This window comes from Rhizobium rosettiformans, assembly GCF_016806065.1.
In the GTDB taxonomy this organism is placed as follows: Bacteria; Pseudomonadota; Alphaproteobacteria; order Rhizobiales; family Rhizobiaceae; genus Allorhizobium.
The window spans coordinates 4117304-4143688 of sequence record NZ_CP032405.1; the positions used below are offsets into that span (position 1 = coordinate 4117304).

Annotated in this window: 30 protein-coding genes; 19 read left to right on the forward strand and 11 right to left on the reverse strand. The window is 62.0% G+C overall.

The window, feature by feature from the left end; all coding sequences use genetic code 11:
• Positions 1–74 precede the first annotated feature (74 nt).
• From lgt to D4A92_RS20300, 7 genes are all read left to right on the forward strand, one after another.
• Positions 75–923, forward strand: a complete 849-nt coding sequence (gene lgt / locus D4A92_RS20270) for a prolipoprotein diacylglyceryl transferase (protein WP_203016903.1) — start codon at positions 75–77, stop codon at positions 921–923.
• Between the two features lie 9 nt (positions 924–932).
• Entirely contained in the window at positions 933–2033 is a 1101-nt protein-coding gene (locus tag D4A92_RS20275; protein WP_203016904.1) for a class I SAM-dependent methyltransferase, read from the forward strand.
• A gap of 132 nt (positions 2034–2165) precedes the next feature.
• Positions 2166–2960 (forward strand): peptidoglycan editing factor PgeF, encoded by a 795-nt coding sequence (pgeF, locus tag D4A92_RS20280; protein ID WP_203016906.1) that lies wholly within the window; start codon positions 2166–2168, stop codon positions 2958–2960.
• 1 nt (position 2961) lies between these two features.
• Positions 2962–4113 carry a M24 family metallopeptidase gene (locus D4A92_RS20285; protein ID WP_203016907.1) on the forward strand — a complete coding sequence of 384 codons (1152 nt, stop codon included), beginning with the start codon at positions 2962–2964 and terminating at the stop codon, positions 4111–4113.
• A gap of 143 nt (positions 4114–4256) precedes the next feature.
• Positions 4257–5045: a hypothetical protein gene (locus tag D4A92_RS20290; protein ID WP_203016908.1), complete on the forward strand. Its 789-nt coding sequence runs from the start codon at positions 4257–4259 to the stop codon at positions 5043–5045.
• 152 nt (positions 5046–5197) lie between these two features.
• Positions 5198–6130, forward strand: a complete 933-nt coding sequence (locus tag D4A92_RS20295) for a ribose-phosphate pyrophosphokinase (RefSeq protein WP_006725592.1) — start codon at positions 5198–5200, stop codon at positions 6128–6130.
• A 145-nt stretch (positions 6131–6275) separates the two neighbouring features.
• The gene (locus tag D4A92_RS20300) at positions 6276–7130 is read left to right on the forward strand and encodes a hypothetical protein (RefSeq protein WP_203016909.1); all 855 of its coding nucleotides are present in this window, start codon (positions 6276–6278) and stop codon (positions 7128–7130) included.
• Here D4A92_RS20300 and D4A92_RS20305 read toward each other — a convergent pair whose 3' ends face one another.
• The 5 genes from D4A92_RS20305 to D4A92_RS20325 all read right to left on the reverse strand — a co-directional run bounded on the left by D4A92_RS20305 (position 7131) and on the right by D4A92_RS20325 (position 12768).
• Entirely contained in the window at positions 7131–7523 is a 393-nt protein-coding gene (locus D4A92_RS20305) for a DUF779 domain-containing protein (RefSeq protein WP_203016910.1), read from the reverse strand. It lies immediately after the preceding gene.
• Positions 7524–7631: 108 nt separating this feature from the next.
• The gene (gene adh, locus D4A92_RS20310) at positions 7632–9146 is read right to left on the reverse strand and encodes an aldehyde dehydrogenase (RefSeq protein WP_203016911.1); all 1515 of its coding nucleotides are present in this window, start codon (positions 9144–9146) and stop codon (positions 7632–7634) included.
• A 136-nt stretch (positions 9147–9282) separates the two neighbouring features.
• The gene (locus tag D4A92_RS20315; protein WP_203016912.1) at positions 9283–10239 is read right to left on the reverse strand and encodes a helix-turn-helix domain-containing protein; all 957 of its coding nucleotides are present in this window, start codon (positions 10237–10239) and stop codon (positions 9283–9285) included.
• Positions 10240–10385: 146 nt separating this feature from the next.
• The gene (locus D4A92_RS20320; RefSeq protein WP_203020069.1) at positions 10386–12473 is read right to left on the reverse strand and encodes a putative bifunctional diguanylate cyclase/phosphodiesterase; all 2088 of its coding nucleotides are present in this window, start codon (positions 12471–12473) and stop codon (positions 10386–10388) included.
• Positions 12474–12558: 85 nt separating this feature from the next.
• Positions 12559–12768 (reverse strand): hypothetical protein, encoded by a 210-nt coding sequence (locus D4A92_RS20325; RefSeq protein ID WP_203016914.1) that lies wholly within the window; start codon positions 12766–12768, stop codon positions 12559–12561.
• On the opposite strand from D4A92_RS20325, the gene D4A92_RS20330 reads away from it, so the two are divergent.
• From D4A92_RS20330 to prmB, 5 genes are all read left to right on the forward strand, one after another.
• Entirely contained in the window at positions 12767–13372 is a 606-nt protein-coding gene (locus tag D4A92_RS20330; RefSeq protein WP_203016916.1) for a 50S ribosomal protein L25/general stress protein Ctc, read from the forward strand. The genes D4A92_RS20325 and D4A92_RS20330 overlap by 2 nt on opposite strands.
• A gap of 208 nt (positions 13373–13580) precedes the next feature.
• Complete coding sequence (locus D4A92_RS20335; RefSeq protein WP_203016918.1) at positions 13581–15959, forward strand: EAL domain-containing protein; 2379 nt, start codon at positions 13581–13583, stop codon at positions 15957–15959.
• 24 nt (positions 15960–15983) lie between these two features.
• Positions 15984–16724 (forward strand): substrate-binding periplasmic protein, encoded by a 741-nt coding sequence (locus D4A92_RS20340; protein WP_203016920.1) that lies wholly within the window; start codon positions 15984–15986, stop codon positions 16722–16724.
• 79 nt (positions 16725–16803) lie between these two features.
• Positions 16804–17529 (forward strand): aminoacyl-tRNA hydrolase, encoded by a 726-nt coding sequence (pth, locus tag D4A92_RS20345; protein ID WP_203016922.1) that lies wholly within the window; start codon positions 16804–16806, stop codon positions 17527–17529.
• 64 nt (positions 17530–17593) lie between these two features.
• Positions 17594–18523: a 50S ribosomal protein L3 N(5)-glutamine methyltransferase gene (prmB, locus tag D4A92_RS20350; RefSeq protein ID WP_203016924.1), complete on the forward strand. Its 930-nt coding sequence runs from the start codon at positions 17594–17596 to the stop codon at positions 18521–18523.
• 33 nt (positions 18524–18556) lie between these two features.
• Here the strand turns inward: prmB and D4A92_RS20355 are convergent, their stop codons facing one another.
• On the reverse strand, positions 18557–19120 hold the full coding sequence (locus D4A92_RS20355; RefSeq protein ID WP_203020071.1) for a TetR/AcrR family transcriptional regulator: 564 nt from the start codon (positions 19118–19120) through the stop codon (positions 18557–18559).
• A gap of 190 nt (positions 19121–19310) precedes the next feature.
• Between D4A92_RS20355 and D4A92_RS20360 the strand changes: the two genes are divergently transcribed.
• Positions 19311–19715: a RidA family protein gene (locus tag D4A92_RS20360; protein WP_203016926.1), complete on the forward strand. Its 405-nt coding sequence runs from the start codon at positions 19311–19313 to the stop codon at positions 19713–19715.
• A gap of 13 nt (positions 19716–19728) precedes the next feature.
• Here D4A92_RS20360 and D4A92_RS20365 read toward each other — a convergent pair whose 3' ends face one another.
• Both D4A92_RS20365 and clpS read right to left on the reverse strand, forming a co-directional pair.
• Complete coding sequence (locus D4A92_RS20365) at positions 19729–20148, reverse strand: hypothetical protein (protein WP_203016927.1); 420 nt, start codon at positions 20146–20148, stop codon at positions 19729–19731.
• Positions 20149–20153: 5 nt separating this feature from the next.
• Positions 20154–20462 (reverse strand): ATP-dependent Clp protease adapter ClpS, encoded by a 309-nt coding sequence (gene clpS, locus D4A92_RS20370; protein ID WP_203016928.1) that lies wholly within the window; start codon positions 20460–20462, stop codon positions 20154–20156.
• Between the two features lie 112 nt (positions 20463–20574).
• Between clpS and ychF the strand changes: the two genes are divergently transcribed.
• Positions 20575–21678, forward strand: coding sequence for a redox-regulated ATPase YchF (ychF, locus tag D4A92_RS20375; protein ID WP_203016929.1), 1104 nt, complete (start codon positions 20575–20577; stop codon positions 21676–21678).
• Between the two features lie 71 nt (positions 21679–21749).
• Here the strand turns inward: ychF and D4A92_RS20380 are convergent, their stop codons facing one another.
• Together D4A92_RS20380 and D4A92_RS20385 are read right to left on the reverse strand one after the other, a co-directional pair.
• Entirely contained in the window at positions 21750–21956 is a 207-nt protein-coding gene (locus D4A92_RS20380) for a YgaP family membrane protein (RefSeq protein ID WP_203016930.1), read from the reverse strand.
• Between the two features lie 89 nt (positions 21957–22045).
• Positions 22046–22708, reverse strand: coding sequence for a Crp/Fnr family transcriptional regulator (locus D4A92_RS20385; RefSeq protein WP_203016931.1), 663 nt, complete (start codon positions 22706–22708; stop codon positions 22046–22048).
• Positions 22709–22775: 67 nt separating this feature from the next.
• On the opposite strand from D4A92_RS20385, the gene D4A92_RS20390 reads away from it, so the two are divergent.
• The 5 genes from D4A92_RS20390 to D4A92_RS20410 are packed head-to-tail and all read left to right on the forward strand — an operon-like array spanning position 22776 to position 25682.
• Positions 22776–23246, forward strand: a complete 471-nt coding sequence (locus D4A92_RS20390) for a MaoC family dehydratase (protein WP_203016932.1) — start codon at positions 22776–22778, stop codon at positions 23244–23246.
• Positions 23243–23731 carry a MaoC/PaaZ C-terminal domain-containing protein gene (locus D4A92_RS20395; RefSeq protein ID WP_203016933.1) on the forward strand — a complete coding sequence of 163 codons (489 nt, stop codon included), beginning with the start codon at positions 23243–23245 and terminating at the stop codon, positions 23729–23731. Before D4A92_RS20390 ends, D4A92_RS20395 begins: the two co-directional genes overlap by 4 nt.
• A complete protein-coding gene (locus tag D4A92_RS20400; RefSeq protein WP_203016934.1) occupies positions 23728–24204 on the forward strand; it encodes a glutathione peroxidase in 477 nt (158 codons plus the stop codon). The genes D4A92_RS20395 and D4A92_RS20400 overlap by 4 nt, the downstream gene beginning before the upstream one ends.
• 4 nt (positions 24205–24208) lie before the next feature.
• Positions 24209–25036, forward strand: a complete 828-nt coding sequence (locus D4A92_RS20405) for an AraC family transcriptional regulator (protein WP_203016935.1) — start codon at positions 24209–24211, stop codon at positions 25034–25036.
• Between the two features lie 37 nt (positions 25037–25073).
• Entirely contained in the window at positions 25074–25682 is a 609-nt protein-coding gene (locus tag D4A92_RS20410) for a LysE family translocator (RefSeq protein WP_203016936.1), read from the forward strand.
• Positions 25683–25736: 54 nt separating this feature from the next.
• Here D4A92_RS20410 and D4A92_RS20415 read toward each other — a convergent pair whose 3' ends face one another.
• Positions 25737–26279 (reverse strand): adenine phosphoribosyltransferase, encoded by a 543-nt coding sequence (locus D4A92_RS20415; RefSeq protein ID WP_006725613.1) that lies wholly within the window; start codon positions 26277–26279, stop codon positions 25737–25739.
• Positions 26280–26385 lie beyond the last annotated feature (106 nt).

Sequence of the window (26385 nt, forward strand, 5' to 3'; positions counted from 1 at the left end):
CAGCCGCCTCGATTCCATCTTGACCGTGCCTATTCGCAACGCCATTTTCCAGCAGCATTAACGAAAGTACTCCATTGTTGTCAGTTCTGGACCTTTTCGCCGCCGTATCCTTTCCCGCGATCGATCCGGTCGCCTTTTCGATCGGCCCGCTGGCGGTCCATTGGTATGGCCTCGCCTATGTTGCCGGCATACTCCTCGGCTGGTTGATCGCCCGCGATCTCCTGAAGCGCCCGCATCTGTGGCCGAACGGCCAGGCACCCGCCAGCTTACAACAGATCGACGACTTCATCCTGTGGGTCGCGATCGGCGTCGTTGCCGGCGGTCGTCTGGGCTACATCTTCTTCTATGACTTCGCCTCGGTTGCCGCCAATCCGATGCGCGCTATCGAAGTCTGGAACGGCGGCATGTCCTTCCATGGCGGCTTCATCGGCGCGACGCTCGCCATGGTCTACTTCGCCCGGAAACATCAGATCCGCCTGTGGAGCCTCTTCGACCTGGTCGCCAGCGTCGTGCCGCTCGGCCTGCTGTTCGGGCGCATCGCAAACTTCATCAACGGCGAACTTTGGGGCCGGCCCGCCGATGTGCCGTGGGCGATGGCCTTTCCAACCGGAGGCCCCTTCCCCCGCCATCCGAGCCAGCTTTATGAAGCAGCGCTCGAAGGTCTGGTCCTGCTCATCCTGCTGCAGATCCTCGCCCGCGCATTCGGCGCCCTGCGCGCCCCCGGTCGCATCACCGGCATATTCGTTGCCGGCTACGCGTCGGCCCGTATCTTCGTCGAATTCTTCCGCGAGCCCGACGTGCAGCTCGGCTATCTCTATGGCGGCTGGCTGACCATGGGCATGGTGCTGTCGCTACCGATGGTCGTGATCGGGATCTGGATTTTCGTGCGGTCGGGGCGTCAGACCACCGCGACCCAAGGCTGAGGAGCCAAGATGGCCACACCGCTCGCCGAAAAGATCAAGTCGCTGATCTCTGCCAATGGTCCGATCAGCATCACGGACTATTTCGCCCTCTGCCTCGCCGACCCCGAACACGGCTACTATCGCACCCGCCATCCGTTCGGCCGTGCCGGCGATTTCGTCACGGCACCCGAGATTAGCCAGCTCTTCGGCGAAATGCTCGGCATCTTCATGATCAACACCTGGCAGCGCCACGGCGAACCGCGCGACGTGCGCCTCGTCGAAATCGGCCCTGGCCGCGGCACGATGATGGCCGACATGCTGAGGGTGATATCCCGTGCGGCACCCGAGCTCTACGAAACGGCGACCGTCCACCTCGTCGAAACAAGCGCACTCCTGAAACTCACCCAGATGGAAACGCTCTCCAGCCACGGCGACAAGGTCTCCTGGCACGAAAGCTTCGACGGCGTGCCTGAAGGGTTTACCCTGCTCGCAGCCAACGAACTCTTCGATGCCATCCCGATCCGCCAGTTCGTCAAGACCGCAGAGGGTTTTCGCGAACGCATGGTCGGTATCGACGACAATGACGAGCTGTGCTTCACGCTCGGCGTCGCAACGCTCGACCCGTCTATGCTGCCGCAGGGCGCCGATACGGCTGCCGATGGCGAAATCTTCGAAGTGGCCCCTGTCCGCCAGTCGGTGATGCTGACGATCTGCGAGCGCCTGAAGAGCAGCCACGGCACCGCGCTGATCATCGACTACGGCCACATGGTCACCAATTTCGGCGACACACTCCAGGCCGTGCGCGCCCATGAATATGATCCGCCGCTCGCCCATCCGGGGCTCGCTGATCTCACCAGCCATGTCGACTTCGAAAACCTCGCCCGCACCGCCCTTGCCGCCGGCGTGCATCTGAACGGCTGCATGCATCAGGGCGACTTCCTCGTCGGGCTCGGCATCGAGCAGCGCGCCGCCTCGCTTGGCCGCGACAAGGACGAGAAGATGCAAGCCGAAATCGTCGAGGCCGTGCACCGTCTCGCCGGCGCCGGCAATGGCTACATGGGCGAGTTGTTCAAGGTCATGGCGGTCTCCATGCCCGTCGTCCACTTGTTGCCATTCAAGTCCAAGCATTGACAGGACGGGGTGCGATCTGCACGATCGCGCCCGTTCCAAACGGCTCGAATTTGAAGAAAGCCGATTGAATCCAATCGTTTCGCAGTATCCGCATTGCATACGCGTGATTTGCCAAGGCTCAGGAGACAAATCATGAGCACAGCCGACCAGCCACGCCCCATCACCGCAGAAAGCCTCGACGCCACGACTGCAGCCGGCATCCGCCACGGCTTCTTCACGCGTGACGGCGGCGTGTCGGAAGGCATCTACCGCGGCCTCAATGTCGGTCTCGGCTCGAATGACGACCCCGACAGGGTGCGCGAAAATCGCCGCCGGGTCAGCGCCTGGTTCGGCCTGCCGCCCGAACGGCTGGCCACCGCCCATCAGGTCCACTCCCCCGACGTCGTTGTGGTGGGTGCCAATTATGATGGCAGCCGGCCAGAGGCTGATGCCCAGGTCACGGCGAGCTCGGGCGTGGTGCTCGGCGTCTTGACCGCCGATTGCGGCCCGATCCTCTTCGCCGACCCTGAAAATCGAGTGATCGGTGCGGCCCATGCAGGCTGGAAGGGCGCACTGGGCGGCGTTCTCGAAAACACCGTGGACGCCATGATCGCGCTCGGCGCTCGCCGCGAGGCGATCCGAGCGACCCTCGGCCCTTCGATTTCCCAAAAGAATTACGAGGTCGGTCCGGAATTCGTCGACCGATTCCTTGCCACCAATCCGGCATTCGAGGCCTTCTTCACCCCTTCTTCCAAGCCCGGCCACGCGATGTTCGACCTGCCCGGCCTGACCATCATGCGCCTAAGCCAAGCTGGCGTCATCGCTGACAGCACCGGCCACTGCACCTATGCGGCGCCTGAGACGTTCTATTCCTATCGCCGGACGACCCATGCGGGCGAACCCGACTATGGGCGGCAGATATCCGCGATCGCGATCATGGAGAAATAAGATGGCCCTGCACTTCACCGAAAGCGAATTCTCCGCTCGTCGCACCCGCCTGATGGCCCGCATGGCCGAAGAAAAGCTCGACGCCCTGCTGCTCTTCGCCCAGGAGAGCATGTATTGGCTGACCGGTTACGACACCTTCGGCTACTGCTTCTTCCAGACCTTGGTCGTCAAGGCAGACGGCAGCCTGACGCTGCTCACCCGGACCCCCGACCTGCGTCAGGCCAAGCAGACCTCGGCGATCGAAAACATCGTCGTCTGGGTCGACCGGATGAATGCCGACCCAGCCGTCGATCTGCGCAATCTCCTGAGCGATCTCGATCTTCTCGGCATGCGCGTCGGCGTCGAATACGACACCCATGGCATGACCGGTCGCGTCGCACGGCTCGTCGACAACCAGCTCACCAATTTCTGCGAAGCCGTGGATGCCTCCTACCTCGTCAGCAATCTCCGCCTGGTCAAGTCACCGGCCGAGATCGCCAAGGTGACCGAGGCTGCAGAACTGGCCGACCTCGCCTTCGACGCCGCCCTGCCCCTGATCGGACCCGGTGCCGACGAAGCGGAGATCCTCGCCGCCATGCAGTCGGCAGTGCTGGCCGGCGGCGGCGACTATCCGGCCAATCCCTTCGTCATCGGATCGGCCGCCGACGCGCTTCTCTGCCGCTACAAGTCGGGCCGCCGAAAGCTCTCTGCCAACGACCAGGTGACGCTCGAATGGGCCGGTGTCGCCTCCCATTATCACGCTCCCATGCTGCGCACCGTCCTGATCGGCGACGTTACCTCCCGTCACCGCGAACTCTTTACGGCGGCGATCGAGGGTATGCGGGCGATCGAGCAGGTGCTGCGCCCCGGCCACACCTTCGGCGAGGTCTTCGACGCCCATGCCAAGGTCATGGACGACCGCGGCCTGACCCGGCATCGCTTCAATGCCTGCGGCTATTCGGTCGGCGCACGTTTCGCGCCGTCCTGGATGGAGCACCAGATGTTCCATGCGGGCAACCCGCTGGAGATCGCAGCCGACATGACCGTCTTCGTGCACATGATCATCATGGACAGTGACAAGGAAGCGGCGATGACCATCGGACACACCTACCTGACGACGGAAGCCGGCCCGCGCGCTCTCTCGCGCCATCCGCTCGACCTGATCAGCGTCTGACGAAAGCTCGTCGGACGCCTTTGTCGAGGGGTGGCACGGTTTTGCCTGTCTGTTCAGGGAATTGACAGCCTGATCATGCTAGTCACATTAATTGTGACAGGATCGAAGCGGAAGGACCCGCCGTGGTGAGATGTTCTCGCAGGATGACCACGAAGCTGGCCGGCATCCTCGGCTTGCTGGCGCTGATCTCGGGCTGCAACAGCACGGATGTGCTGACGCCCCCGGAGAATGTCGGCAATGGCAGTCTGCCGCAGACCTATTCCCAGGAGCTTGCAGCCCCGGCAGGCGGCACTCAGCCGGTTCAAAGTGCACCGCTCGGCCAGCCCGGCGTCTATACAGAGCCAGTACGCGGCCCGCAGAATTCGCTGGAGGCCCAGGCCGCGGCCCTGGCACAGGGCGGCCGCAATCCGGCAGCCTCCGCACCGCTTGATGGCGCAGGCAATCAGACTTTCCCCAGCGCCCCGCAACAACAGCAGGCCACCACCCTCCAGGCGTCGCAACCCGCGCAGCCCGCCCCGCAAGCCACGCAGTCTCAGCAGGCCGCCCTGCCGCCTGCGGCCCAATCGACCGGCAGCATCCGCTTCCTGCCGATCATCGGCGCCCCGGTCCAGGCCGTCACGCCGCTCTCTCGCCAGCTCGGCGCAGAGGCGCGCGCCCGTGGCCTGACGATCAAGAGTGCCAGCGACGCTTCGAGCGAGCACATCCTCAAAGGCTACTTCTCCGCCTTCTCCGATGGCGGGAATGTCACGATCACCTATGTCTGGGATGTCCTCGATGGCAGCGGCGGACGGCTGCATCGGATCCAGGGCCAGGAGGTGGTGCCCTCGGGCGCACAGGACCCCTGGGCCGGCGTGCCGGCCTCGGTCATGCAGCAGATCGCGACCAAAAGCATGGCCGAATATGTATCATGGCGGAACACTCGCGCGGGTTGACGCCCAAGCGACATCCGCTCTGTAAAACCGCAAATCATGCGCCCCTTTTGGCGCATCAACCGAAAATATGGGCCTTGCCGTCCAAACCTCTTGCATTCAGGGGGAACGGCGCTAAAAAGCCCGCATCTCAGCATGGTAACAGGCGGGCCAAGATGAAGGTTTTCGCAGGTAATTCGAACCGGCAACTGGCCGAAACGATCTGCTCCTATCTCAACGTACCACTCGGCAAGGCCAGCGTCCGCCGTTTCGCAGACCAGGAAATCTTCGTAGAGATCCAGGAAAACGTGCGCGGCGAAGACGTCTTTGTCGTTCAATCGACGTCCTTCCCGACGAACGACCACTTGATGGAACTGCTGATCATGATCGACGCCTTCCGTCGATCCTCGGCACGCCGCATCACGGCCGTTCTTCCCTATTTCGGCTATGCACGTCAGGACCGCAAACCTGGTCCGCGCACGCCGATCTCGGCAAAGCTGGTCGCAAACCTGATCACCGAGGCTGGTGCAGACCGCGTTCTGACGCTCGACCTGCATGCCGGTCAGATCCAGGGCTTCTTCGACATTCCGACGGACAACCTTTATGCCGTGCCGCTCCTGGCGCGCGACATCAAGGAAAAGTACGACACCAACAACGTCATGGTCGTTTCGCCTGACGTCGGCGGCGTTGTGCGCGCCCGTTCACTCGCCAAGCGCCTCGACTGTCTGCTGGCTATCGTCGACAAGCGCCGTGATCGTCCAGGTGAATCCGAAGTGATGAACGTCATCGGTGAGGTTGCCGGCAAGGACTGCATCCTGATAGACGACATCGTCGATTCCGGCGGCACGCTTTGCAACGCAGCCGAAGCGCTGCTGAAGAACGGCGCGACCAGCGTCACCGCCTATATCACCCATGGCGTGCTCTCCGGTGGTGCCGTGACCCGCGTTGCCTCCTCCAAGCTGCGCGAACTCGTGATCACCGACTCGATCCAACCGACAACGGCCGTCCAGTCGGCGCACAACATTCGCGTGCTCTCGACGGCAACGCTGCTCGGCGAAGCAATCAACCGCACGAGCCAGGAAGAGTCGGTCTCCAGTCTGTTCGACTGAGACCGATCCTTAACAGTTAAGATTAAGACCGACAAAGCGATGTGAGCGGTGTCACAGCCACTTGCACGCGGTCTTTGCTTTGCATACAGCTTCGCCCGCAATACTTCCTTTCGGACCCGGCACCCCGGCTTTTGCGCGTGAGTTGATGTCACTCTCGGTTGAACAACTTCTGGCCAATCCAGATCTGCACGAAACGGTCCAGGACCAGTCCAGGGCCTTGCTGCGCGTCAATGAGGAAAGCCCGAGGCTTGCCGCCGTGTTCGGCACCCAACAACGTTGGCTACTGGGTCATCTGGCGATGAGCCACTATTTCCAGGAGGTCGCCCGCGGCAATCCGGAACCCGTCATTCTCATGGCCCGCTACCTGGAGCAGGTGAAGACGCTGGACATATCATCGGTCAACACCGCAGACGCCTTCATCAAGGAGATGCTGGTCTACGGCATTGCCCAGCACGGCCAGGCGCCCGACCGCCGCAACCGTCCCTTCGTGCCGGCACCGATCACGATCGCGGCCACACGACGCTGGGTCTTCATTCACCTGACCAGTCTTGATCGGCTGGACGGCGGCAACAGGCTGGATGCCTTCGAGGCGGACGAGGCGATCCTCGCCCGGCTGCATCCGGAGATCACAAGCCGCGCCATGGTCTCGCAGGAAATCCGCACACCGCCTCAGACCTGGTCGCTGTTCACCTGGCTGAACAATGGCGGCATCGTCATGGATTGGCTGATGCTGGGCGTTCCCCCGGTCGATCCGGCAGTCGAACGCGTGCCCACACAGGTGCGCTCCGTGCCGGAACTTGCGGAAAACTTCCGGCTCTCCCGCACGCATCTGACGCGCAAGCTGCGCGAAGCAGAAGCCATCGGCAGTGTCGGCTGGGAAGGCAATCGCGGTCGCTCGATCATGTGGATTTCCCGCGACTTCCTCCAGGAATATCTCGCCACGCAGGCCGTCAAGCTTGCGGTCATCGATGCCGCCTGCGAGGCCGTCGGCCTGCGCTGATCAAGTGGTGCCGGAAGAACGGGCCATCTCCGGCAGCGGGCACACCTCGCCACCGTCAAACAGCCGAGAGCGCGTCAGAAAACGCCGCTCACGGCCATTGTCGAGCGAGAACATGCCCCCTCGCCCCGGCACCACGTCGATGATCAACTGCGTATGCGCCCAGACCGCATACTGACTGCCGCTGATATAGAACGGCACTCCGCCGATCTCGCCGAGCTTCACATCCGTTTCGCCGACCCGGTAGTCGCTCACCGGATAACACATCGGCGAAGACCCGTCGCAACATCCACCGGACTGGTGGAAGAGGATCTCGGGATGATCCTGTTTGATTTCGGCGAGAAACGCGAGTGCGGCGTCGGTTGCGGCGACGCGCGGCTGGTCTCCATTGGTCATGATCTGCCCTCCTCCTGTTGTCAGAACGAAAGAACCCCTCCTCCTGGTCGAGAGCAGGAAGAGGGGGTATCGGGGCGGCATTGGCGGACACCGCCCCTGGGGAGGGCCTCAGAAAAACCCGAGTGCCTTCGGGCTGTAGGACACCAGCATGTTCTTGGTCTGCTGGTAATGGTCGAGCATCATCTTGTGTGTCTCGCGACCGATGCCCGACTGCTTGTAGCCGCCGAAGGCCGCATGGGCCGGATAGGCATGATAGCAATTGGTCCACACGCGACCGGCCTGGATGTTACGGCCGAAGTTGTAGCAGGTATTCGCATCGCGGCTCCACACGCCAGCACCGAGGCCGTACAGCGTGTCATTGGCGATTTCGAGCGCTTCCGCCTCGTCCTTGAAGGTCGTGACCGACACGACAGGCCCGAAGATCTCCTCCTGGAAGACGCGCATCTTGTTATGGCCCTTGAACACCGTCGGCTTGACGTAGTAGCCGCCGGCCAGTTCGCCCGAGAGATTGTTGCGCTCGCCGCCGATCAGCACTTCGGCGCCCTCCTGGCGACCGATATCCATATAGGACAGGATCTTTTCCAGCTGCTCGGAGGATGCCTGCGCGCCGATCATCGTTGACATGTCGAGCGGATCGCCTTGGCGGATCGCGGCCACGCGCTTCAGCGCCTTCTCCATGAAGCGGTCATAGATCTTTTCATGCACCAGCGCGCGGCTCGGGCAGGTGCAGACCTCGCCCTGGTTGAGCGCAAACATCGCAAAGCCTTCGAGCGCCTTGTCGAGATAGTCATCGTCCTCCCGCATGACATCCTCGAAGAAGAGGTTTGGCGACTTGCCGCCCAGTTCCAGCGTCACCGGGATCAGATTCTGCGATGCGTATTGCATGATGAGGCGACCGGTCGAGGTCTCGCCGGTGAAGGCGATCTTGGCGATGCGCGGGCTGGTGGCGAGCGGCTTGCCGGCTTCGAGGCCAAAACCATTGACGATGTTGAGCACGCCCGGCGGCAGGAGATCGCCGACCAGTTCAATCCAGACGAGGATCGAAGCCGGGGTCTGTTCGGCCGGCTTCAGCACGACGCAGTTTCCGGCCGCCAGTGCCGGCGCCATCTTCCAGGCCGCCATCAGGATCGGGAAGTTCCACGGAATGATCTGACCGACGACGCCGAGCGGTTCATGGAAGTGATAGGCGATCGTGTCGTGGTCGACCTCGCCGATCGTGCCTTCCTGGGCGCGGATGCAGGAGGCGAAATAGCGGAAGTGGTCGATGGCGAGCGGAATGTCGGCCGCCATGGTCTCGCGCAGCGGCTTGCCATTGTCCCAGGTCTCGGCGCGGGCGAGCAGTTCGAGATTGTCCTCCATCCGCTGGGCGATCTTCATCAGGATGTTGGAGCGTTCGGTCGAGGACGTCCGACCCCATTTGTCCTTGGCGGCATGGGCCGCATCAAGCGCGAGGTTGATATCGTGCTCATCGGACCGGGCGATGTCGCAGAGCTTGCCGCCGGTGACCGGCGTGGTGTTTTCGAAGTAGCGACCATTGACCGGCTCACGGAATTCGCCGCCGATGAAGTTACCGTATTTCAGCTTGAACGGCGAAGCCGCAATCGTCTGGACCTGAATGTTCATCTGTCATCCTCCCTGTGAAAGGACCCCTCCTCGGGTCCCGATGGCAGGATGATTGCTGCGTTCCGGTGCAGGAGATAGTGGCGCGAAACAGTGCTGCAGCGCACTGTGTTTCAGGAATGCGACACATATCGGCCCGTCAGTGAAGCTGGAAGCGCTTCATCTTCCGATGCAGGGTCGCGCGGCTGATGCCGAGCATCTGGGCAGCCTGGGAGACATTGCCATTGGTGCGTGACAGAACCCGGCGCAGTGCCGCGCGCTCGGCATCCTCGAGGTCGCTGGTCGCTTCGCCGCGCGTCTCGCGCAGCGCATCGGCAGCCGGAAGCCCCTGCGCGATCAGCCCGTCATCGAGCTTCAGGGCAAGACGCGCCGCCTTGGTCGCGCCGAGGATCAGGTCGTCCCCATCGACCGCAATCAATGCGGACAAGGAGTTCGCCTGGGGCACAATGACGATGCGCGCGCCGGCAAATGCCTGGCGGAAGAGATTGCTTTCGACCCGGGCTGCGGCATCGCGCACAGCCTGGGAAAGCACGGCGAGCGTCATGTCGGAGACATCGTTGCGGCAGGTGGAAACATCGAGTGCTGCCGTCAGCCGGCCGAGATGGTCGCGGATCGGTGCCGTCGCACAGGAGAGCTCGATATTTGCGCTCATGAAATGCTGGTCACGGTGGATAACGACGGCGCGCTCGTCGGCCAGCGCCGTGCCGATCCCGTTTGTCCCGACACTCGCCTCGCTCCATAGCGTCTGCTGCCACAGCCCCAGCGCCTGGAACTCGACGTCGTCACCGGGCGCACCACGCCGGTCGACCACGATGCCGTTCTGATCGGCGAGAATGATGCAACAGCCGGATTTTCCGACCAGCTGATAGAGCCGGTCCACCTCGTCGGCGGAGCTACCGATCAGCCGTTCCATGCGCTCGCGCGCTTCGCGATACATCGCCTCGTCGACCAGCACCGGCTTGCGCGCCTCTTCGGGTTGCAGGTGGTAAAGGTTGAGGCAACGGCTCCACGAGGCAGCAACCGGCGAGGTCACAGCGGCGGATGCCTTCTGCGCCGTCGAATACACGAGTTCGGAATGTCTGAGATCCTGACGCATCTGCTCCTCCCAAAGCACGGGCTGCAGTATGCGCCTTCCGGCTCCAGAGGCAATCGCTCATATAACCGGCAAATGATCAGCCAACTTTTCGTCGCCCGGAATGGCGCAAATCTGCGACACTTTCAAAACACGTTTATTTCGAACGCTCAGGCCGCCATATCGGCAGCGCTGCCGGGCTTGAGAGCTTCTTCCCCGCTCGGCACCGATGACATCTCGGGATTGACGATATCCTGCAGTTCCGAGAGCGGCTGCGGTTTGCCATAGAGGAAGCCCTGAACCTGCTGACATCCCTCCTCCTGGAGGAAGCGCAGATGCTCCGCATTCTCGACGCCTTCTGCCAGCACGGGAATGTCGAGGCTCTGGGCCAGAATGAGCGTCGAGCGGACGATAGCGGCCGACTGGCGGTTCTCCACCACGCTGTCGATGAAGCCTCGGTCGATCTTGATCTTGTCGAAGGGGAAGAGCTGCAGCGTCGAAAGCGAAGAATACCCCGTGCCGTAGTCATCCATGGCGATGTTGACACCAATCGCCTTCAGCTGGCGGATGATATGCAGTGCATGCTGCTGGTCATCAATGATCCCGGACTCGGTGATCTCCAGTTCGAGGCGCGCCGGATCGAGACCCGACTCATTGAGGATTTCGCGCACGCGCTCGGGCAGTGCTGAATTGGCCAGCTGCTTGGGCGCGACATTCACGGCGATCTTGAGCGGATTGCGCCACTGCACGGCTTCCAGGCAGGCCTGACGCAGCACCCAGTCACCGAGCTCACCGATGAAACCGGTCCGCTCCGCGATCGGAATGAATTCGGACGGCGGAACCATGCCGCGTGTAGGATGAGACCAGCGCAACAGAACCTCGAAACCGACCACCTCGCCGGTCTGCGTGTCGTTCTGCTTCTGGAAATAGAGGTGAAACTCGTTGCGCAGGAAGCCGGCCCGCATGTCCATGGCGAGCGCGCTCCGCTCGCGTGCGGCCTGGTCCATCGATTGGTCGTAGAAGCAGACATTGTTCGAGCCGGTCGACTTTGCGCGGTACATGGCAATATCCGCCTGGGCCATAAGATCGTCGATGTCATCGGCGCCGTCTGGAAAGGTTGTCACCCCGATGCTTGTCCCGACGGAGAGTGTCAGTCCCTTCCATTGGATCGGCGACACCAGTTCGGAGATGATGCTCCGTGCAAAGGACTCGGCAGCACCTGCGGTGAACAACCGGGGACTGACCGCAATGAATTCATCTCCGCCGATGCGGGCCACGAATTCACCCGGTTTCAGGCTGGCCGACATGCGCTCGGCAACCACACGCAACACGTGGTCACCTGCCGCGTGGCCGTGCACGTCATTGATCTCCTTGAAACGGTCGAGATCGAAGGAGAAGATGTAGATGCGATCATTGCGCGCAGCCGGCCGATCCATGAGGTCCCCGAGACGCTCCAGGAACGCCATGCGGTTCGGCAGGCCAGTGAGCGCGTCATGCAGCGACAGCTGGCGATAGCGCTCGACCGCCGAGCGGTTCGATTGGCGGTCGATGACATAGGTCATCGCACCGATCGCCAAGATCAGCAGCGTGACGAAGATCAGCACGACCGTCATCACGCTTTCGGGCAGCATGTTCGCCGGCAAAGAGGCGCCAAGGTTAGGCTCGACTGTCAATGCTGTCATGCCGATGAAGTGCGTCGACGCAATTGCCAGCACGAGTGCGACGCCACCGCCATAACGGCAGAATCGCGTGACCGGCCGGGCCACGCGATTGGTGGCAAGGGCTCCGAACAGTCCGGCTGCCACCAGAGAGGCCCAGACGTAGTTCATGTTCCAATGCAGATCCGCCTGAACCTGATAGCCAGACATGCCGACATAATGCATCGATGCAATGCCAGCACCGACGATCGCTCCACCGGCTTCAATGAGGAGGCTGCGCGTGGTCACTGCGGCAATGAAGAGACCCATGCCCGTGATCACGATGGCGAGCACCAGCGAAAGCAGCGTCGCGGTCGGCTCATAGCCTGCGAGAGCGTCTGCTTCGTAGCCCATCATGGCAACGAAATGCGTCGTCCAGATGGATGAACCGCCGATGATGGACGTAAGGGCAATCCAGCTCGCACGCGCCGGACCCCGTGTGCTGCGAACGCGGCTGAAAAGGCGCATTGTGAGAAGTGATCCCAACACACAGATAAGGACTGCTGCGACCAGTGAAACCGGGTCGTGATCGACGGCGATGCAGGATAGAACGGCGAGCATGGGCGAAAACCAGTTCGAATTGACGGTCAAATCTATCAATGGTCAATTTCCAAATGCTCACCGCGCATGGTTATCAAGTTGTGTTTCAGACCGTGTTGGCGAGCAGTCGGATCACAAGCGCGTCATACGGCTGTTTCTCCCGCAAAACCTTGCTATTGCGCCACATCTGGTCTATAGGCGCCCGATCCGCACAGACACCCTTGGAGGCAATGTGGATGGGACCGGCAACGGTCTCCGGTTCTGGCATTGCATAACAGCCGCCAGGGCTCTCCAGTAACTTGAAAGGTAAAGCCATGAGCCACGCTTCTTACGAGCTCAAGGCCGTAGCACGCGAACGGGTAGGTAAGGGGTCCTCCCGCGAACTTCGCCGCAACGGTCTCATCCCGGCTGTCATCTATGGTGACAAGCAGGCCCCGATTGCGATCTCGATCAATACGAACGAGATCACCAAGCGCATCCATGCCGGCGGTTTCATGACCACGATCGCCACCATCGATCTCGATGGCAAGAAGATCAGCGTTCTGCCGAAGGACTACCAGCTCGACCGCGTTCGTGACTTCACGATGCATGTCGACTTCCTGCGCGTCTCGGCAAACAGCCAGGTCTCGGTTCAGGTTCCGGTTCACTTCGTCAACGAAGAGAAGTCGGCCATCAAGACCGGCGCCGTTCTCAACATCGTTCGTCACGAAGTTGAACTGCACTGCCCGGCTTCCGACATTCCGGAAGCGATCACGGTTGACCTCGCCGGCCTGAAGGTTGGCGACGCGATCCACATCTCGGCCGTCAAGCTGCCGAAGGGCGTGACCCCGGTCATCGCTGACCGCGACTTCACGATCGCAACGATCGTCGCTCCGGCGGCTGGCGTTGCAGAAGAAGAAGAAGGTTCGGCTGAAGCCTGATCGATCTGATCCATTTGATGGATGGAGCCCACCCTTTGCGGGGTGGGCTTTTTTGTTGCTTTCGCGCTGCAGTAGCAGAGACTCGAATCCTACTATTTCTCTTTAGGCAAGTTTAAAGTATTTCGTGAAACGCTCCCTCTCAATTACTGCGTGAGGGAGCATTGAGCAGCATGCCGCATCATCCCGCGCCGCTTGAGGCGGACCGCTGATGACCCGTTCGGTGGAGAGCCGCTTCCTGGCGATCGTGGGAACGACGATTTTTATCCTCGTCGTACCGCTCTTCGCGTTGTTTCTGTCTTTGGCGACAGAACGCGCCTCCAACGAATTGCAGCAGAACCTCGATATCCTGCTCGCCGCCAATGCCCAGGCGCTGGCCAAGCCGCTCTGGGACTTCGACCAGGAAAGCGTCGAACAGATTACCGCGACCATCGTCTCGAACGGCCCCGTCAGCCGCGTCAACGTCAAGGACGTCTCGGGCGGCATTGCCGTCTCCATGCCGGCTCTGCCGAAATGGCCGAAAAACGGCCTGGAATCGATCACCCGCGAGATCTTCTACCGCGCGGTCGAAGGTCCCAAGCTGGTCGGCACCATCACCATCTATTACAGCCGGATCGACATCTTCTCCTCGCTGCGCCAGGCAGAGGTGATGCTGATCGGCATCTTCATGCTGGCAGTCATCGGCGTCGTCGGCGCAGCCATCATCGGCAATCGTCTGATGGTGATGAAACCGCTCCTGAAGCTCACCGCCGCCATCGAGGCGACCCGCCGTCTGGGCTCCCGCCACCATGTAGACTGGCAGTCCAACGACGAGATCGGCCGTCTGGCGCGCAGCTTCAACGCCATGCAGATCAAGCTCGAGCAGGAAGAAGGCGAGTTGCGTCTCGCCCACCGCCGCGCGACCGATATCTACAACACCACGCCGGCCATGCTGTTTTCGCTCGATGAAGAAGATCGCATCACCGGCGTCAGCGACTACTGGCTGCTCGCCACCGGCTACCAACGCCAGCAGATCGTCGGCCGCCGCTTCATCGAACTGGTGCCGCCGGAAGCGCGCGCCGCCTATCTGGAGCGCAAGAAGACACGCTCGATCGCCGACGTGCTGGAAGCGACGACCCAATTCGTCTGCGCCGACGGCATCGTGATGGACGTTCTCATTGCCGAAGCGAACCGCAAGATCGAGGGCGCCGAGGAAGACCTCTCCCTTTCGGTCATGACCGACGTCACCGCGCTCAAGCAGTCCGAAGAGCGCAACCACCGCCAGGCCATCACGGACCATCTGACCGGCCTTCGCAATCGTCAGGGCTTTGAAACGGCCCTCGACAGCGAGATCGCCGCCACCGACGCTGCGGGCGAAGAGCTCGCCTGCATTTTCGTCGATCTCGATCGCTTCAAGTGGATCAACGACAATCTCGGCCACCAGGCCGGCGACCTCGTGCTGTGCCTCTTTGTCGAGCGCATGCAGGAACAGCTTCCGAAGGGCGCAATCGCAGCAAGGCTTGGTGGCGACGAGTTTGCCATCCTGTTGCGCGGTGTCGCGATCGAAGACGTGGCGACCGGGATCAGCCGTGCGCTCTGTGACATCTTTGTCGACCCCATGTCGATCGAGGGCTCCACCGTGCGCTTGAGCGCCAGCATCGGCATCGCCCTTTATCCGCGCCATGCGGCCAATGCCGCCGAGCTGCTGCAGAAGTCCGACATGGCCATGTACAGCAAGAAGCGCGACGGCAAGAACGGCGCACAGCTCTACGATCCGCAGATCCAGGATCACACCCGCCGTCGGGCGGAGATCGAGCGCGATATCGAGGAAGGTCTGAAGGAAGACTGGTTCGATGCCTTCTTCCAGCCGATCGTCGAGGTCGAGAGTGGCCGGACAGTCGGCTACGAGGCGCTCATGCGCCTCGTTCACCCCCAGCGCGGGATCGTGCCTCCGGCCGAAATGATCTGCGTCGCAGAAGAAACCGGCGCGATCAGCCGCCTAGGCGGCCATGTGCTTGAGAAGGCGCTTTCCAATCTCGCCCGCCTGAGCGCGGCCACCGGCAACCACGACGCCTATCTCGCCGTCAACTTCTCGCCGCTGCAGTTCGACGCCTCGCTGCCGGTACGGCTGGCAGCCCTTACTGCCCATTTCGGCATTGAACCGCGCCGGATTGTCATCGAGATCACCGAAGCGACGCTGCTGCACGACAATCCGCAGATCCGCACCATCCTCGATGAATTCAGCCGCTACGGCTATCGTCTGGCGCTCGACGATTTCGGCACGGGCTATTCCTCGCTCAGCTATCTCAACCGCTTCCCCGTCGACATCGTGAAGATCGACCAGTCCTTCATCCGATCGCTGACCGAAGACGAACCCGAACTCCGCCACAAGAGCCGCATGCTCGTCGAAGGCATCACAGCCATCTCTCACAAGATGGAATGCACGGTCGTTGCCGAGGGCATCGAGACGGACGAACAGCGCCGCATCCTGGAAGAATTCGGCGTCGACTACGGCCAGGGCTATCACTTCGCCCGCCCGCAGCCGCTGCCGAAGCTGATCGAACTCGCCCTGTCCGCCCCGACCAACCTGCCAAAGGTGTCCGCAGGCTGACATCATCAGAAAGAGGGAACCGCAATGAAAGTCTATACAATCATGCTTTCACTTGCGGCGGCCCCGGTCGCCGCCGCAGACATCGTCCATTTTACCACGGAAGATTACCCGCCCTACAATTTCAGGGTGGGAAGCGAAATCCGCGGAGCCGGTTACGACCAGGTTCTTCTGATGATGAAGGACATCAACGTTCGTTACACCATCGAAATGATGCCCTGGGCCCGCGCGATCGCGCTTGCCGAGAGCGAACCGATGCACTGCGTCTTCACCACCGCCCATATCCCGGAGCGGGACACGCGCTTCAAATGGGTGGAGCCGATTGCGGTTGGCCGCAACTTCATGGTCTCCCACCAGAACTCCGGCATAAAGGTCGCCAACATCGAAGAGGCCAAGCTCCACATCGTCGGCACCCAGCGCAACGACTACACCCAGACCTTGCTGGAGAATGAGGGCTTTCCGAAGATCGACCTCGCCACCGACCTGAAGCTCACGCTGAAGAAGCTCGAGAGCAAACGGATCGACCTGATGCCGATCTCCGAGCAGCATTACATCGAGCTGCAGGAAAAGGGCGTCGACCTAGAAGCCCAGTTCGTGTTCTCCGAGCAGAAGTTCGCCATCGCCTGTAACGTCAATTTCCCTGAGGATCTGCTGGCCCGGATGCAGGGCGCGCTCGACAAGCTGATCGCCGATGGTACCCAGACCGAGATCTTCGACACCTACGATCTGCGCTATTCGAATTTCGGCCAGGTCGCCGCCAAACCCTGACCGGGGCCGACATCAGCCTTGACTTTCGCGCCGTTTCGCTGTCGGGAAAGGCAAAGGAATTCAAGACGGAGCCTCGGCGATGATCATCCTGGCCGGCCTCGGCAATCCCGGTGCGCAGTATCAGAAGAACCGGCACAATATTGGCTTCATGGCGGTCGACGCGATCCAGCGTCGGCATGCCTTCTCGCCATGGGCTAAGAAATTCAAGGCCGAGATTTCGGAAGGCACGCTCGCCGGCGAGAAGGTCATGCTGATCAAGCCGCAGACCTTCATGAACCTGTCTGGCGAAAGCGTCGGCGAAGCCATGCGCTTCTACAAGCTCGGCCCCGAAGACGTTGTCGCGATCTATGACGAACTCGACCTCCTGCCCGGCAAGGCGCGCATCAAGACCGGCGGCGGCCATGGCGGCCACAACGGCATCAAGTCGATCGACGCCCATTGCGGCCTGAACTACCGGCGCCTGCGCCTCGGCATCGGCCATCCCGGCGACAAGTCCAAGGTCCACAACCACGTTCTCGGCGATTTCGCCAAGGTGGACGCCGAATGGCTCGATCCGCTGCTCGAGGCGCTCGCCGACAACGCCGAGATGCTGGTGCGCGGTGAAGATTCGCAACTGATGAACAAGCTGGCACTGGCCACCGGGGCTAAGGCCGAGGACGAGAAGCCCGCGAAAGCACCGAAGGCTCCAAAACCGGCTCAGTCCCACATCCATCAGGCCCGCAATTTCAACCAGCCGAAGAAGCTTCCCGAAACTGGCCCGATGGCCGACATGCTGAAGAAGCTGTTCGGCCCCAAGGGTGACTGACCACATAACAAGCGCCCTGCCCCGCCCCTTTAGCCGATAGCTGCGCAAACGACCGGATAACGCCATGAGCCACGACATCATCACCGACCTCGTCACCCTGCGCGACTACTGGCGTTATGCCATTTCCCGCTTCAATGCCGCTGAACTGAGCTACGGCCACGGTACCCACAATGCCGTCGATGATGCAGCCTTCCTCGTGCTCGACAGCCTCGACCTGCCGATCGACACGCTCGACCCCTTCCTTGACGCCAAGCTTTTAGCCCCAGAACGTCGCCTGCTCGCCGAGCGCATCGAGACGCGTGTTACGACTCGCAAGCCCTCTGCCTATCTCACCGGCCGCTCCTACATCCAGGGCCTGCGCTTCTTCGTCGACGAACGCGTGATCGTGCCGCGCTCGCATATCGGCGAGATCCTGTTCAACGAATATGGCGGCGAGTTCGGCTCGACCTTCCTGCCCGATCCTTTCGCGGTGGAAAGCGTCGTCGACATCTGCACCGGCTCCGGCTGCCTGGCGATCCTCGCCACGCGTTTCTTCCCGCTGGCATCAGTCGATGCTGTCGATCTCTCCGCCGATGCGCTTGAGGTCGCCGAAAAGAACCGCCAGGCCTATGGCCTCGAAGACCAGCTGACGCTGCACCAGGGCGATCTCTTTACCCCGCTCGCCGGCCGCAAGTTCGACCTGATCATCACCAACCCGCCCTATGTCGACCACGAGGCCATGGACGCCTTCCCGGCCGAATACCGCGCCGAACCCGCCATGGCCCATGACGGCGGCGAAGACGGCCTCGACCTCGTGCGCACTCTGCTTACTGAAGCGCCACAGCATCTGAACCCGGGCGGCGGCATGCTCTGCGAAATCGGCCGTGGCCGGGATATCCTCGAAGCCGAGTTTCCGGATCTGGACTTCCTCTGGGTCGAGACGACGGAAGAGGAAGACGCGGTGTTCTGGATCTCAGCGGAAGCACTGGGCGTGAAGGCGAAGAAGGGCAAGTGAGGTAACCGCCTCACCTGTGTTTCACGATGCCCCTCACCGAGCCAGAAGCCCTTCGACCAATGCCCGAAACGCCTCCTGCGCTTTTGGCAAGACCTTTTCTGGCTCTGCGCTTGCGGCAATCCACATGGCGGCATTGAGTGCTGCGCCGCTGATCAGCCGGGCGGCCGCTTCGGCGTCGACCGGCTTCAAGACGCCCTGCCCCATCAATGCTTCGATCGCCTCGCGCGTCACCTGCAGACAGGAATTCTGGCTCGGCCATTGCGAGGGGTCTCCGAGCACCGCCGGCCCGTCGAGCAACACGATCCGCTGCACCTCCGGATCAAGCGCCATCTCGATATAGGCTGCCCCCTCAGCGAACAGCGCATCCCACCCCTCGCCGGCCGCCGCGGCATGCCGCTTCGCCCTCCCTGCCATTTCGGTGTCGATCTGGTCGACTACGGCGGCGAACAGCCCGCGCTTGTCGCCGAAGTTATGATAGAGAGCGCCCCGCGTTAGCCCAACCTCTGCGGTGAGCGCATCCATGGAGGCATCCGCAAAGCCCTTGTCCGCAAAGGCCTTACGCGCAGCCGCGATCAGCTTGACGCGATTCTCCGCCATGCTTTCCGATCGTGCGCGCTTCACGCCATTCTCCTGATTTCACATACATTACGTATATGGATTTGACATACGACCCGTATGCGAATAAACCTACATACGCAACGTATATGAAATCTCTAGCCTGCAGCCAAGCGGCATTTCACCGACCCACCCGTGGGCGGAACGATGTCGCATGCCCGAAAGGATAGCCATGACCAAGCCTGAACCCGTCTTCCCCGCAAACCGCCACGCCTTGTACGAAGAGCACGGCTACTCCGCCGCGATCCGCACCGGCGACCTGCTCTTCGTCTCCGGCCAGGTCGGCAGCCGCGATGATGGCACACCCGAACCGGACTTCGAGGCCCAGGTCCGCCGCGCCTTTGCCAATCTCGAAGCGACACTCTCCGCCGCCGGCTGCTCACTTGCCGACCTTGTCGACGTCACCAGCTTCCACACCGATCCGGAAAACCAGTTCGAGACGATCATGAAGGTCAAGGCAGAAGTCTTTCCCGCCCCGCCCTATCCGAACTGGACGGCGGTCGGCGTGACCTGGCTCGCCGGCTTCGATTTCGAGATTAAGGTGATCGCGCGGATTCCCGAAGAAACGGCATTCTGACGAGCGCCGTTGCTCAGCGCTCGGCGCGCCGTTTGGCAATAGCGGACTCCAGGGTATCCCCCGCATGGGTCTGGAACCATGCGAGCATGCCAGCGACACCCGCCGCCTCGGCCGCGCCGGCCTTCGCTCCACAGAGTTCAGCGCAAGCCTCCGCCATCGCCTTGAGTATCCGGGCGGTCTCGGGCACATAGGCGAGATCGTCATCAGCTTCGTGTCGCTGACGAATGATCGCGTAGCGCATGGTCTCCGGATAGGTCCATGCGCTCGCCAGCACATCCTGCACGCTGACGGCCTGACCATTGACGACAGTCGTCGCGGAACGATCACTCTCGCGGCAACCGGAAGCCTCGACCTTCTCGCAGAAGTCGATGGCTGCATTCATCATCTGCCGGACCATCATCCAGTCGGTTGCCTTCAGATGCTGATCTGCCATACACCTCACTCCTCCGGCTCTGCCGTGAACAAAAGCGGCATGCCCGCCTCCTTGGCGAGATCCATGGCTTCCGTCACCTTCGTCTCGGCGATCTCCCGCGTGCAGACGACAACCACCGCCGAGCCAAACTTGTGCGCCGTCATCATCACCCGGTAGCCGCTCTCCTCGCTCATCCGGAACACGACCTTCAAGACGATCGTCACGAATTCGCGTGGCGTATAGTCGTCATTGTGCAGAAGCACCTTGTAGAGCCGCGGCTTCTCCACCTTGGGCTTCGTCACCGTCTTCGGCGTCAGTACCGTATCCTTCGCCATAGGTTCCTTCCGGATCTAGAGGCCGCATCAGGCCCGCAACACTTGACCATGCCCTTCCTATACCCCATAGGCGTGGGCAACGAAAATCCATCCCGAGCAGGTATATAGAGCCATGGGCTTCAAATGCGGTATCGTCGGGCTGCCGAATGTCGGCAAGTCCACTCTTTTCAACGCGCTGACCAAGACGGCGGCAGCCCAGGCAGCCAACTACCCCTTCTGCACGATCGAGCCGAACACCGGTGAAGTGGCCGTTCCCGATCCGCGCATGAAGAAGCTGGCAGACATTGCCGGCTCCAAGGAAATCATCCCGACCCGCATCTCCTTTGTCGACATCGCCGGCCTCGTGCGCGGCGCGTCGAAGGGCGAAGGCCTCGGCAACAAGTTCCTCGCCAACATCCGCGAAGTCGATGCCGTCGTCCACGTGCTGCGCTGCTTCGAAGATGATGACATCACCCATGTCGAAGGCAAGATCGACCCGGTTGGCGATGCCGACACGATCGAGACCGAGCTGATGCTCGCTGACCTCGAAAGCCTGGAACGCCGCGTCGAGCAGACCCGCAAGCGCGCCGCCTCCAAGGACAAGGAATCGACGGCTCAGCTGCCGATCATGGAGCAGGTGGTGAAGCTGCTCAACGAAGGCAAGCCTGCCCGTCTTCTCCTGAAGACGCTCGCCCCCGACGAGATCGAGATCCTCAAGGGTCTGAACCTTCTGACCTCGCATCCGGTCCTCTATGTCTGCAACGTCGCCGAGGGTGACGCTGCAACCGGCAACAAGCACACCGAAACCGTCGCCAAGATGGCAACGGAACAGGGTGCGGAATGCGTCATCATCTCGGCTGCGATCGAAGCCGAAGTGGCCCAGCTGCCGGAAGAGGAATCGGTCGAATTCCTCTCCGCACTCGGTCTCGACGAAGCAGGCCTCGACCGCCTGATCCGCGCCGGTTACCATCTGCTGGACCTGATCACCTACTTCACCGTCGGCCCGAAGGAATGCCGTGCCTGGACCATCGTCCGTGGCACCAAGGCCCCTGCCGCTGCCGGCGTCATCCACACCGATTTCGAACGCGGCTTCATCCGCGCCTTCACCATCGCCTATGACGACTACATCGCCTTCAAGGGCGAAGTGGGCGCCAAGGAAGCCGGCAAGGGCCGCGATGAAGGCAAGGAATATGTCGTCCAGGATGGCGACGTCATCCACTTCCGCTTCAACACTTGAAGCGGAACAATCAGAACGACGAAAGGCCGCGATCGCTCGCGGCCTTTTTTGTTGGATCAGGGAGGTGGGCGTCAGACCCGCTTCACCGGGCAGGTAGAGAGCCCCATGATCGAATAGAGCGGGCAGCTGGACATCAGACCAGTCGCAAGCGGCACGATCCCGATCAGGGTGAAATAACGCCACGACGCATCCGGATAGAGGAAGAAGAGCGACAGCAGCACGAGGCCTGCTACGATCCTGAGGATGCGGTCGAGACCACCGACATTCTTGGCAAACATGATTTTCCCTCCGTTTGTTTTGACGATGGGATCAGACTAGCGCGGCCTTGCCACCGCGTCGGTGACTTAGTCACGGGCTTTGCAAAGTCTTAACCGTCCGCAGCCCGCGCCATGCGGGCAAGCTCGGCGCGATTGATGATACGGATCTGCCCGCGCTCATTGGCGACCACGCCCTTGGAGACGAGCGCCTCCAGCCGCCGAGACACCACTTCGCGTGCTGTGCCGATGATGACGGCGAGTTCCTGATGCGTGAGGGCAACATGCCCCTCCTCGTCGGCCCGTTCGATCAGCGCAAGGGCCAGCCGCTGCTTCACCTTCACAAAGGCCACCTGTTCCAGCACGAACATCAGATCGCCCAGCCGGTCGGCAAAGGCGCGGAACACGAAATGGCGAAACGCCACCGAATCCGCCATCAGGGTCTCGAAAATGGCAGGCGGCACCATGACCGCCACGAGGTCGCTCTCGGCCACCGCCTCTCCCGAATAGGGCGCACCGCCCAGCACACCGAGCGTGGTTTGCACACAGGTCTCGCCCGGCGTTACGGAATAGAGCAGCAACTCCCGCCCGTTGCGGCCCGTGAGATAGACACCGATGCGGCCGGACAGGAGGATGACAAAGCTCTGCGCGGCATCCCCCGGCCGGAACAGCGTTGTGCGCGCAGGCACATGCATCGGCTTCAGTGTCTCAAGCGCCCGCCGCGCATCCGGATCGAGCTCCGCCAGAAAGCTCGCCTGTTCCGCCCAGCCCGCCATGGACCACCTCCCAATTCCCGCTTATGAACCATAGATAGCACCGAACAGGGAAGGGAGAAGACGACGCATGCAGGATGACAGGCTTCACTACGAGGACTTCACGGAGGGCCGAAGCTTTGCGCTCGGGCCCCGACTTGTGACCGCCGAAGAGATCATCGAATTCGCCCGCGAATTCGATCCGCAGCCGATGCATCTCTCCGAGGAAGCTGGCAAGGCAAGCATCCTTGGCGGCCTCTCCGCCTCCGGCTGGCACACCTCGAGCCTCTTCATGCGCCTGATGATTGACGCGTATGTGTTGAAAGCCGCCTCCGAAGGCGCACCCGGCATCGAATTCATGCAGTGGCGCAAGCCCGTGCTGGCTGGCGACACGCTCTCCGGCCACTCCGTCGTGGAAGAGGCCCGCCTCATGCGCTCGCGGCCACATCTCGGCATCGTCACCTTCGGCCACGAGTTGAAAAACCAGCGCGGCGAAACCGTACTGAAGGCCCGCAACGCCGTCATGGTCCGCCGCCGCGCAGTGACAGAGGTGACGGCATGAGAATGCTCGACCTCTACAGTGCCGGCACCCGTCTCGAACTCGGTTCCGTAACCTTCACCGCCGACGACATTGTCCGCTTCGCCGAGAAATTCGATCCGCAGCCCTTTCATGTCGATGCGGAAGCAGCGAAGTCTTACGTCTTCGGCGCGCTCTGCGCGTCGGGCTGGCATACCTGCGCCAACTGGATGAAGAGCTTCATGGCTTTCTGGGGAGGCGAGACCAGGCGTCTGAAGGCCGAGGGCATCGCACCGCCGAAGCTCGGCCCCTCGCCGGGCTTTACCGAACTGCAATGGCTAAAGCCCGTCTATGCCGGCGACACGATCACCTTCTTCATGACCCCGCTTGAAAGCCGCACCGTCCAGGGGCGCCATCGCTATATTCTCAACTCCGCGCTGTCCGAAGGCATCAACCAGAACGGCGAGACGGTCTTGCGCTTCAAGAGCAATCTGATTGAATTCTTCCCCGATGAGGAGCAAGCGCCATGAGCGTGCACGACTTCACCATGACCGCCATCGACGGCACGGCGCGCAGCCTGAAGGACTACGCCGGCAAGGTCCTGCTGATCGTCAACACCGCAAGCGCCTGCGGGCTGACGCCCCAGTACGAAGGCCTCGAAGCGCTCTACAAGGCCCATCCCGATCTCATCGTGCTCGGGTTCCCTTGCAACCAGTTCGCCGGTCAGGAACCCGGAACGGAGAAGGAGATCGCCCTCTTCTGCGAAACCCAGTTCGCCGTCACCTTCCCGCTGTTCACCAAAATCGAGGTCAATGGACAAGGCGCGCACCCGCTTTATGCCTTTCTCAAATCGCAGACGCTTGGGACCGAACAGGGCCAGGACATCGGCTGGAACTTCGCCAAGTTTCTCATCGGTCGCGATGGCAAGCCGGTCGCCCGCTACTCCCCCCGCACGGCACCCGCCGATCTCGAGGCGGACATCGCCGCTGCCCTCGCCGGCTGACGCCATGGCCGGCTTCCGCTTCCAACGGACACCCCTTGCCGGCCTGGAAGCGGTCTCGGCCACCAGCGCCCACGTCTTCCCCAAACACACCCATGACACCTATGGCATCGGCTTCCTCTCCGCGGGAGGCCAGATCTCGGCCTCCGGTCGCGGCCAGGTGGAAGCCGAAGCCGGGCACCTGATCACCGTCAATCCCGGCGAAGTGCATGACGGCGCCCCCATCGGCCGAACCGCTCGCAGCTGGCACATGCTCTATCTGACGCCGGACCTCATCTCCGACAGCCTGTCCGATCTCGTCTCCACCTCGACCGATCTCGAATTCGAACGTCCGGTCTTCGCCGACCCAGTCATCCGCAGCCTGCTCTTGGCCGTCCATCACCGGCTTGAAGATGATGATCTGTCGACGGATAGGGGCGCACTGCAGGAGGCACTCGTCCACCTCTGCGGCAGGACACTAACCCGCAGCGCCACCGCACCCTTGCCCCTCCCCTTATCGCTCAGGCGTGTCCGCCAGCGTCTCGACAATGATCCGGCACAAGCAGCCGACCTCCAGCTTCTGGCTCGCGAGGCCGGCCTCAGCCGCTTCCAGCTGATCCGCGCCTTCCAGCGCCACACCGGCCTGACACCCCATGCCTATCACATGCAGCGGCGGGCGCTTCTCAGCCGCCGCCTGCTTGCCGACGGCCTCTCACCGGCAGATGTTGCCGCCGCTTGCGGCTATGTCGACCAGAGCCACATGCACCGCGAATTCCGCCGCCGCTTCGGCCTGACACCCGGCGCCTACCGCAGCGCCTGGCTGAACTGCAATCCTGTACAAGACCGGTTGGCCTGACACCCGCATGCTCTCCTCGCCAATGCAGGAGAGATTGATGAGCCTTGATTTCCTACTGACCACTCTGATCATCGTCGCCACGCCGGGTACCGGCGCGCTCTACACGCTCGCAGCCGCCCTCGGCGGCGGACGCCGCAGTGCCCTGATTGCTGCCTTCGGCTGCACGCTCGGCATCATCCCGCACATGCTCGCGGCAGCCCTTGGCCTCGCCGCCCTCGTCGCGGCAGAACCGCGCCTCTTCGAACTGATCCGCTTTGCCGGCATCGCCTATCTTGTCTGGATGGCCATTGGCCTCTGGAGAAGCGGTCTTGCAACGGATACCGCAGCGGAACCGCGCCGGGAAGCCTGGCGCATCATCCGCAAGGCGGTGCTGATCAACCTCCTGAACCCAAAGCTGTCTGTTTTCTTCCTGGCCTTCCTGCCGCAGTTCGTGCAAGCGACAGATCCCTCTCCGCTGAAGACAATGGCAGGTTTGAGCCTCGTCTTCATGGCGGCAACCTTCGCCGTCTTCGCGCTCTACGGCATGGCCGCCGCAACGATGCGCCAGGGGCTTGTCACGCGACCGCACAGGATGCGCCTCGTCAACCGAATTCTATCGGGCGGATTTCTGTTGATGGCGGGAAAACTGGCGCTGGCGCAACGCTGATACACTGGCATATTGGCCACCCGGGACGATTGGTCCCCGGTCGCGACGAGCGGCTCAGTGCCCCTCGAATTCCACCAGTGTGCGAACCTCGACGCCGAGCGCCTCAAGCTTCTTGCGGCCACCAAGCTCCGGCAGGTCGATGACGAAGCAGGCCGACACGACATCGGCACCGATCTGCCGTAGCAACTGAACAGCGCCGACGGCAGTCCCGCCGGTCGCAATCAGGTCATCCACCAGGATGACCTTCTCGCCCGGCTTCACCGCATCCATATGGATTTCCATCTCGTCGACGCCGTATTCCAGGCTGTAGGCGATCCGGACGGTCTCGTGCGGCAGCTTGCCCTTCTTGCGGATCGGCACGAAGCCGGCCGAGAGCTGGTGCGCGACCGCGCCCCCGAGAATGAAGCCACGTGCCTCCATGCCGGCAATCTTGTCGACCTTCAGCCCCACATAGGGCTGCACCAGCTCATCAACGGCGCGACGAAACGCCCGCGCGTCGCCGAGCAGCGTGGTGATGTCGCGAAAGATGATCCCGGGCTTGGGATAGTCGGGAATGGAGCGGATGGCTGCGGCGAGTTCGTGGGCGATCTTGGTCATATGGCATCCGGAGATTGACGGGAGGGGTTTTCGAGGGACCTTACCAAGATTGGCATGGCCCCCCAATAAAAAAGGCGGCCCGAAGACCGCCTTTCCGTGAACGTGA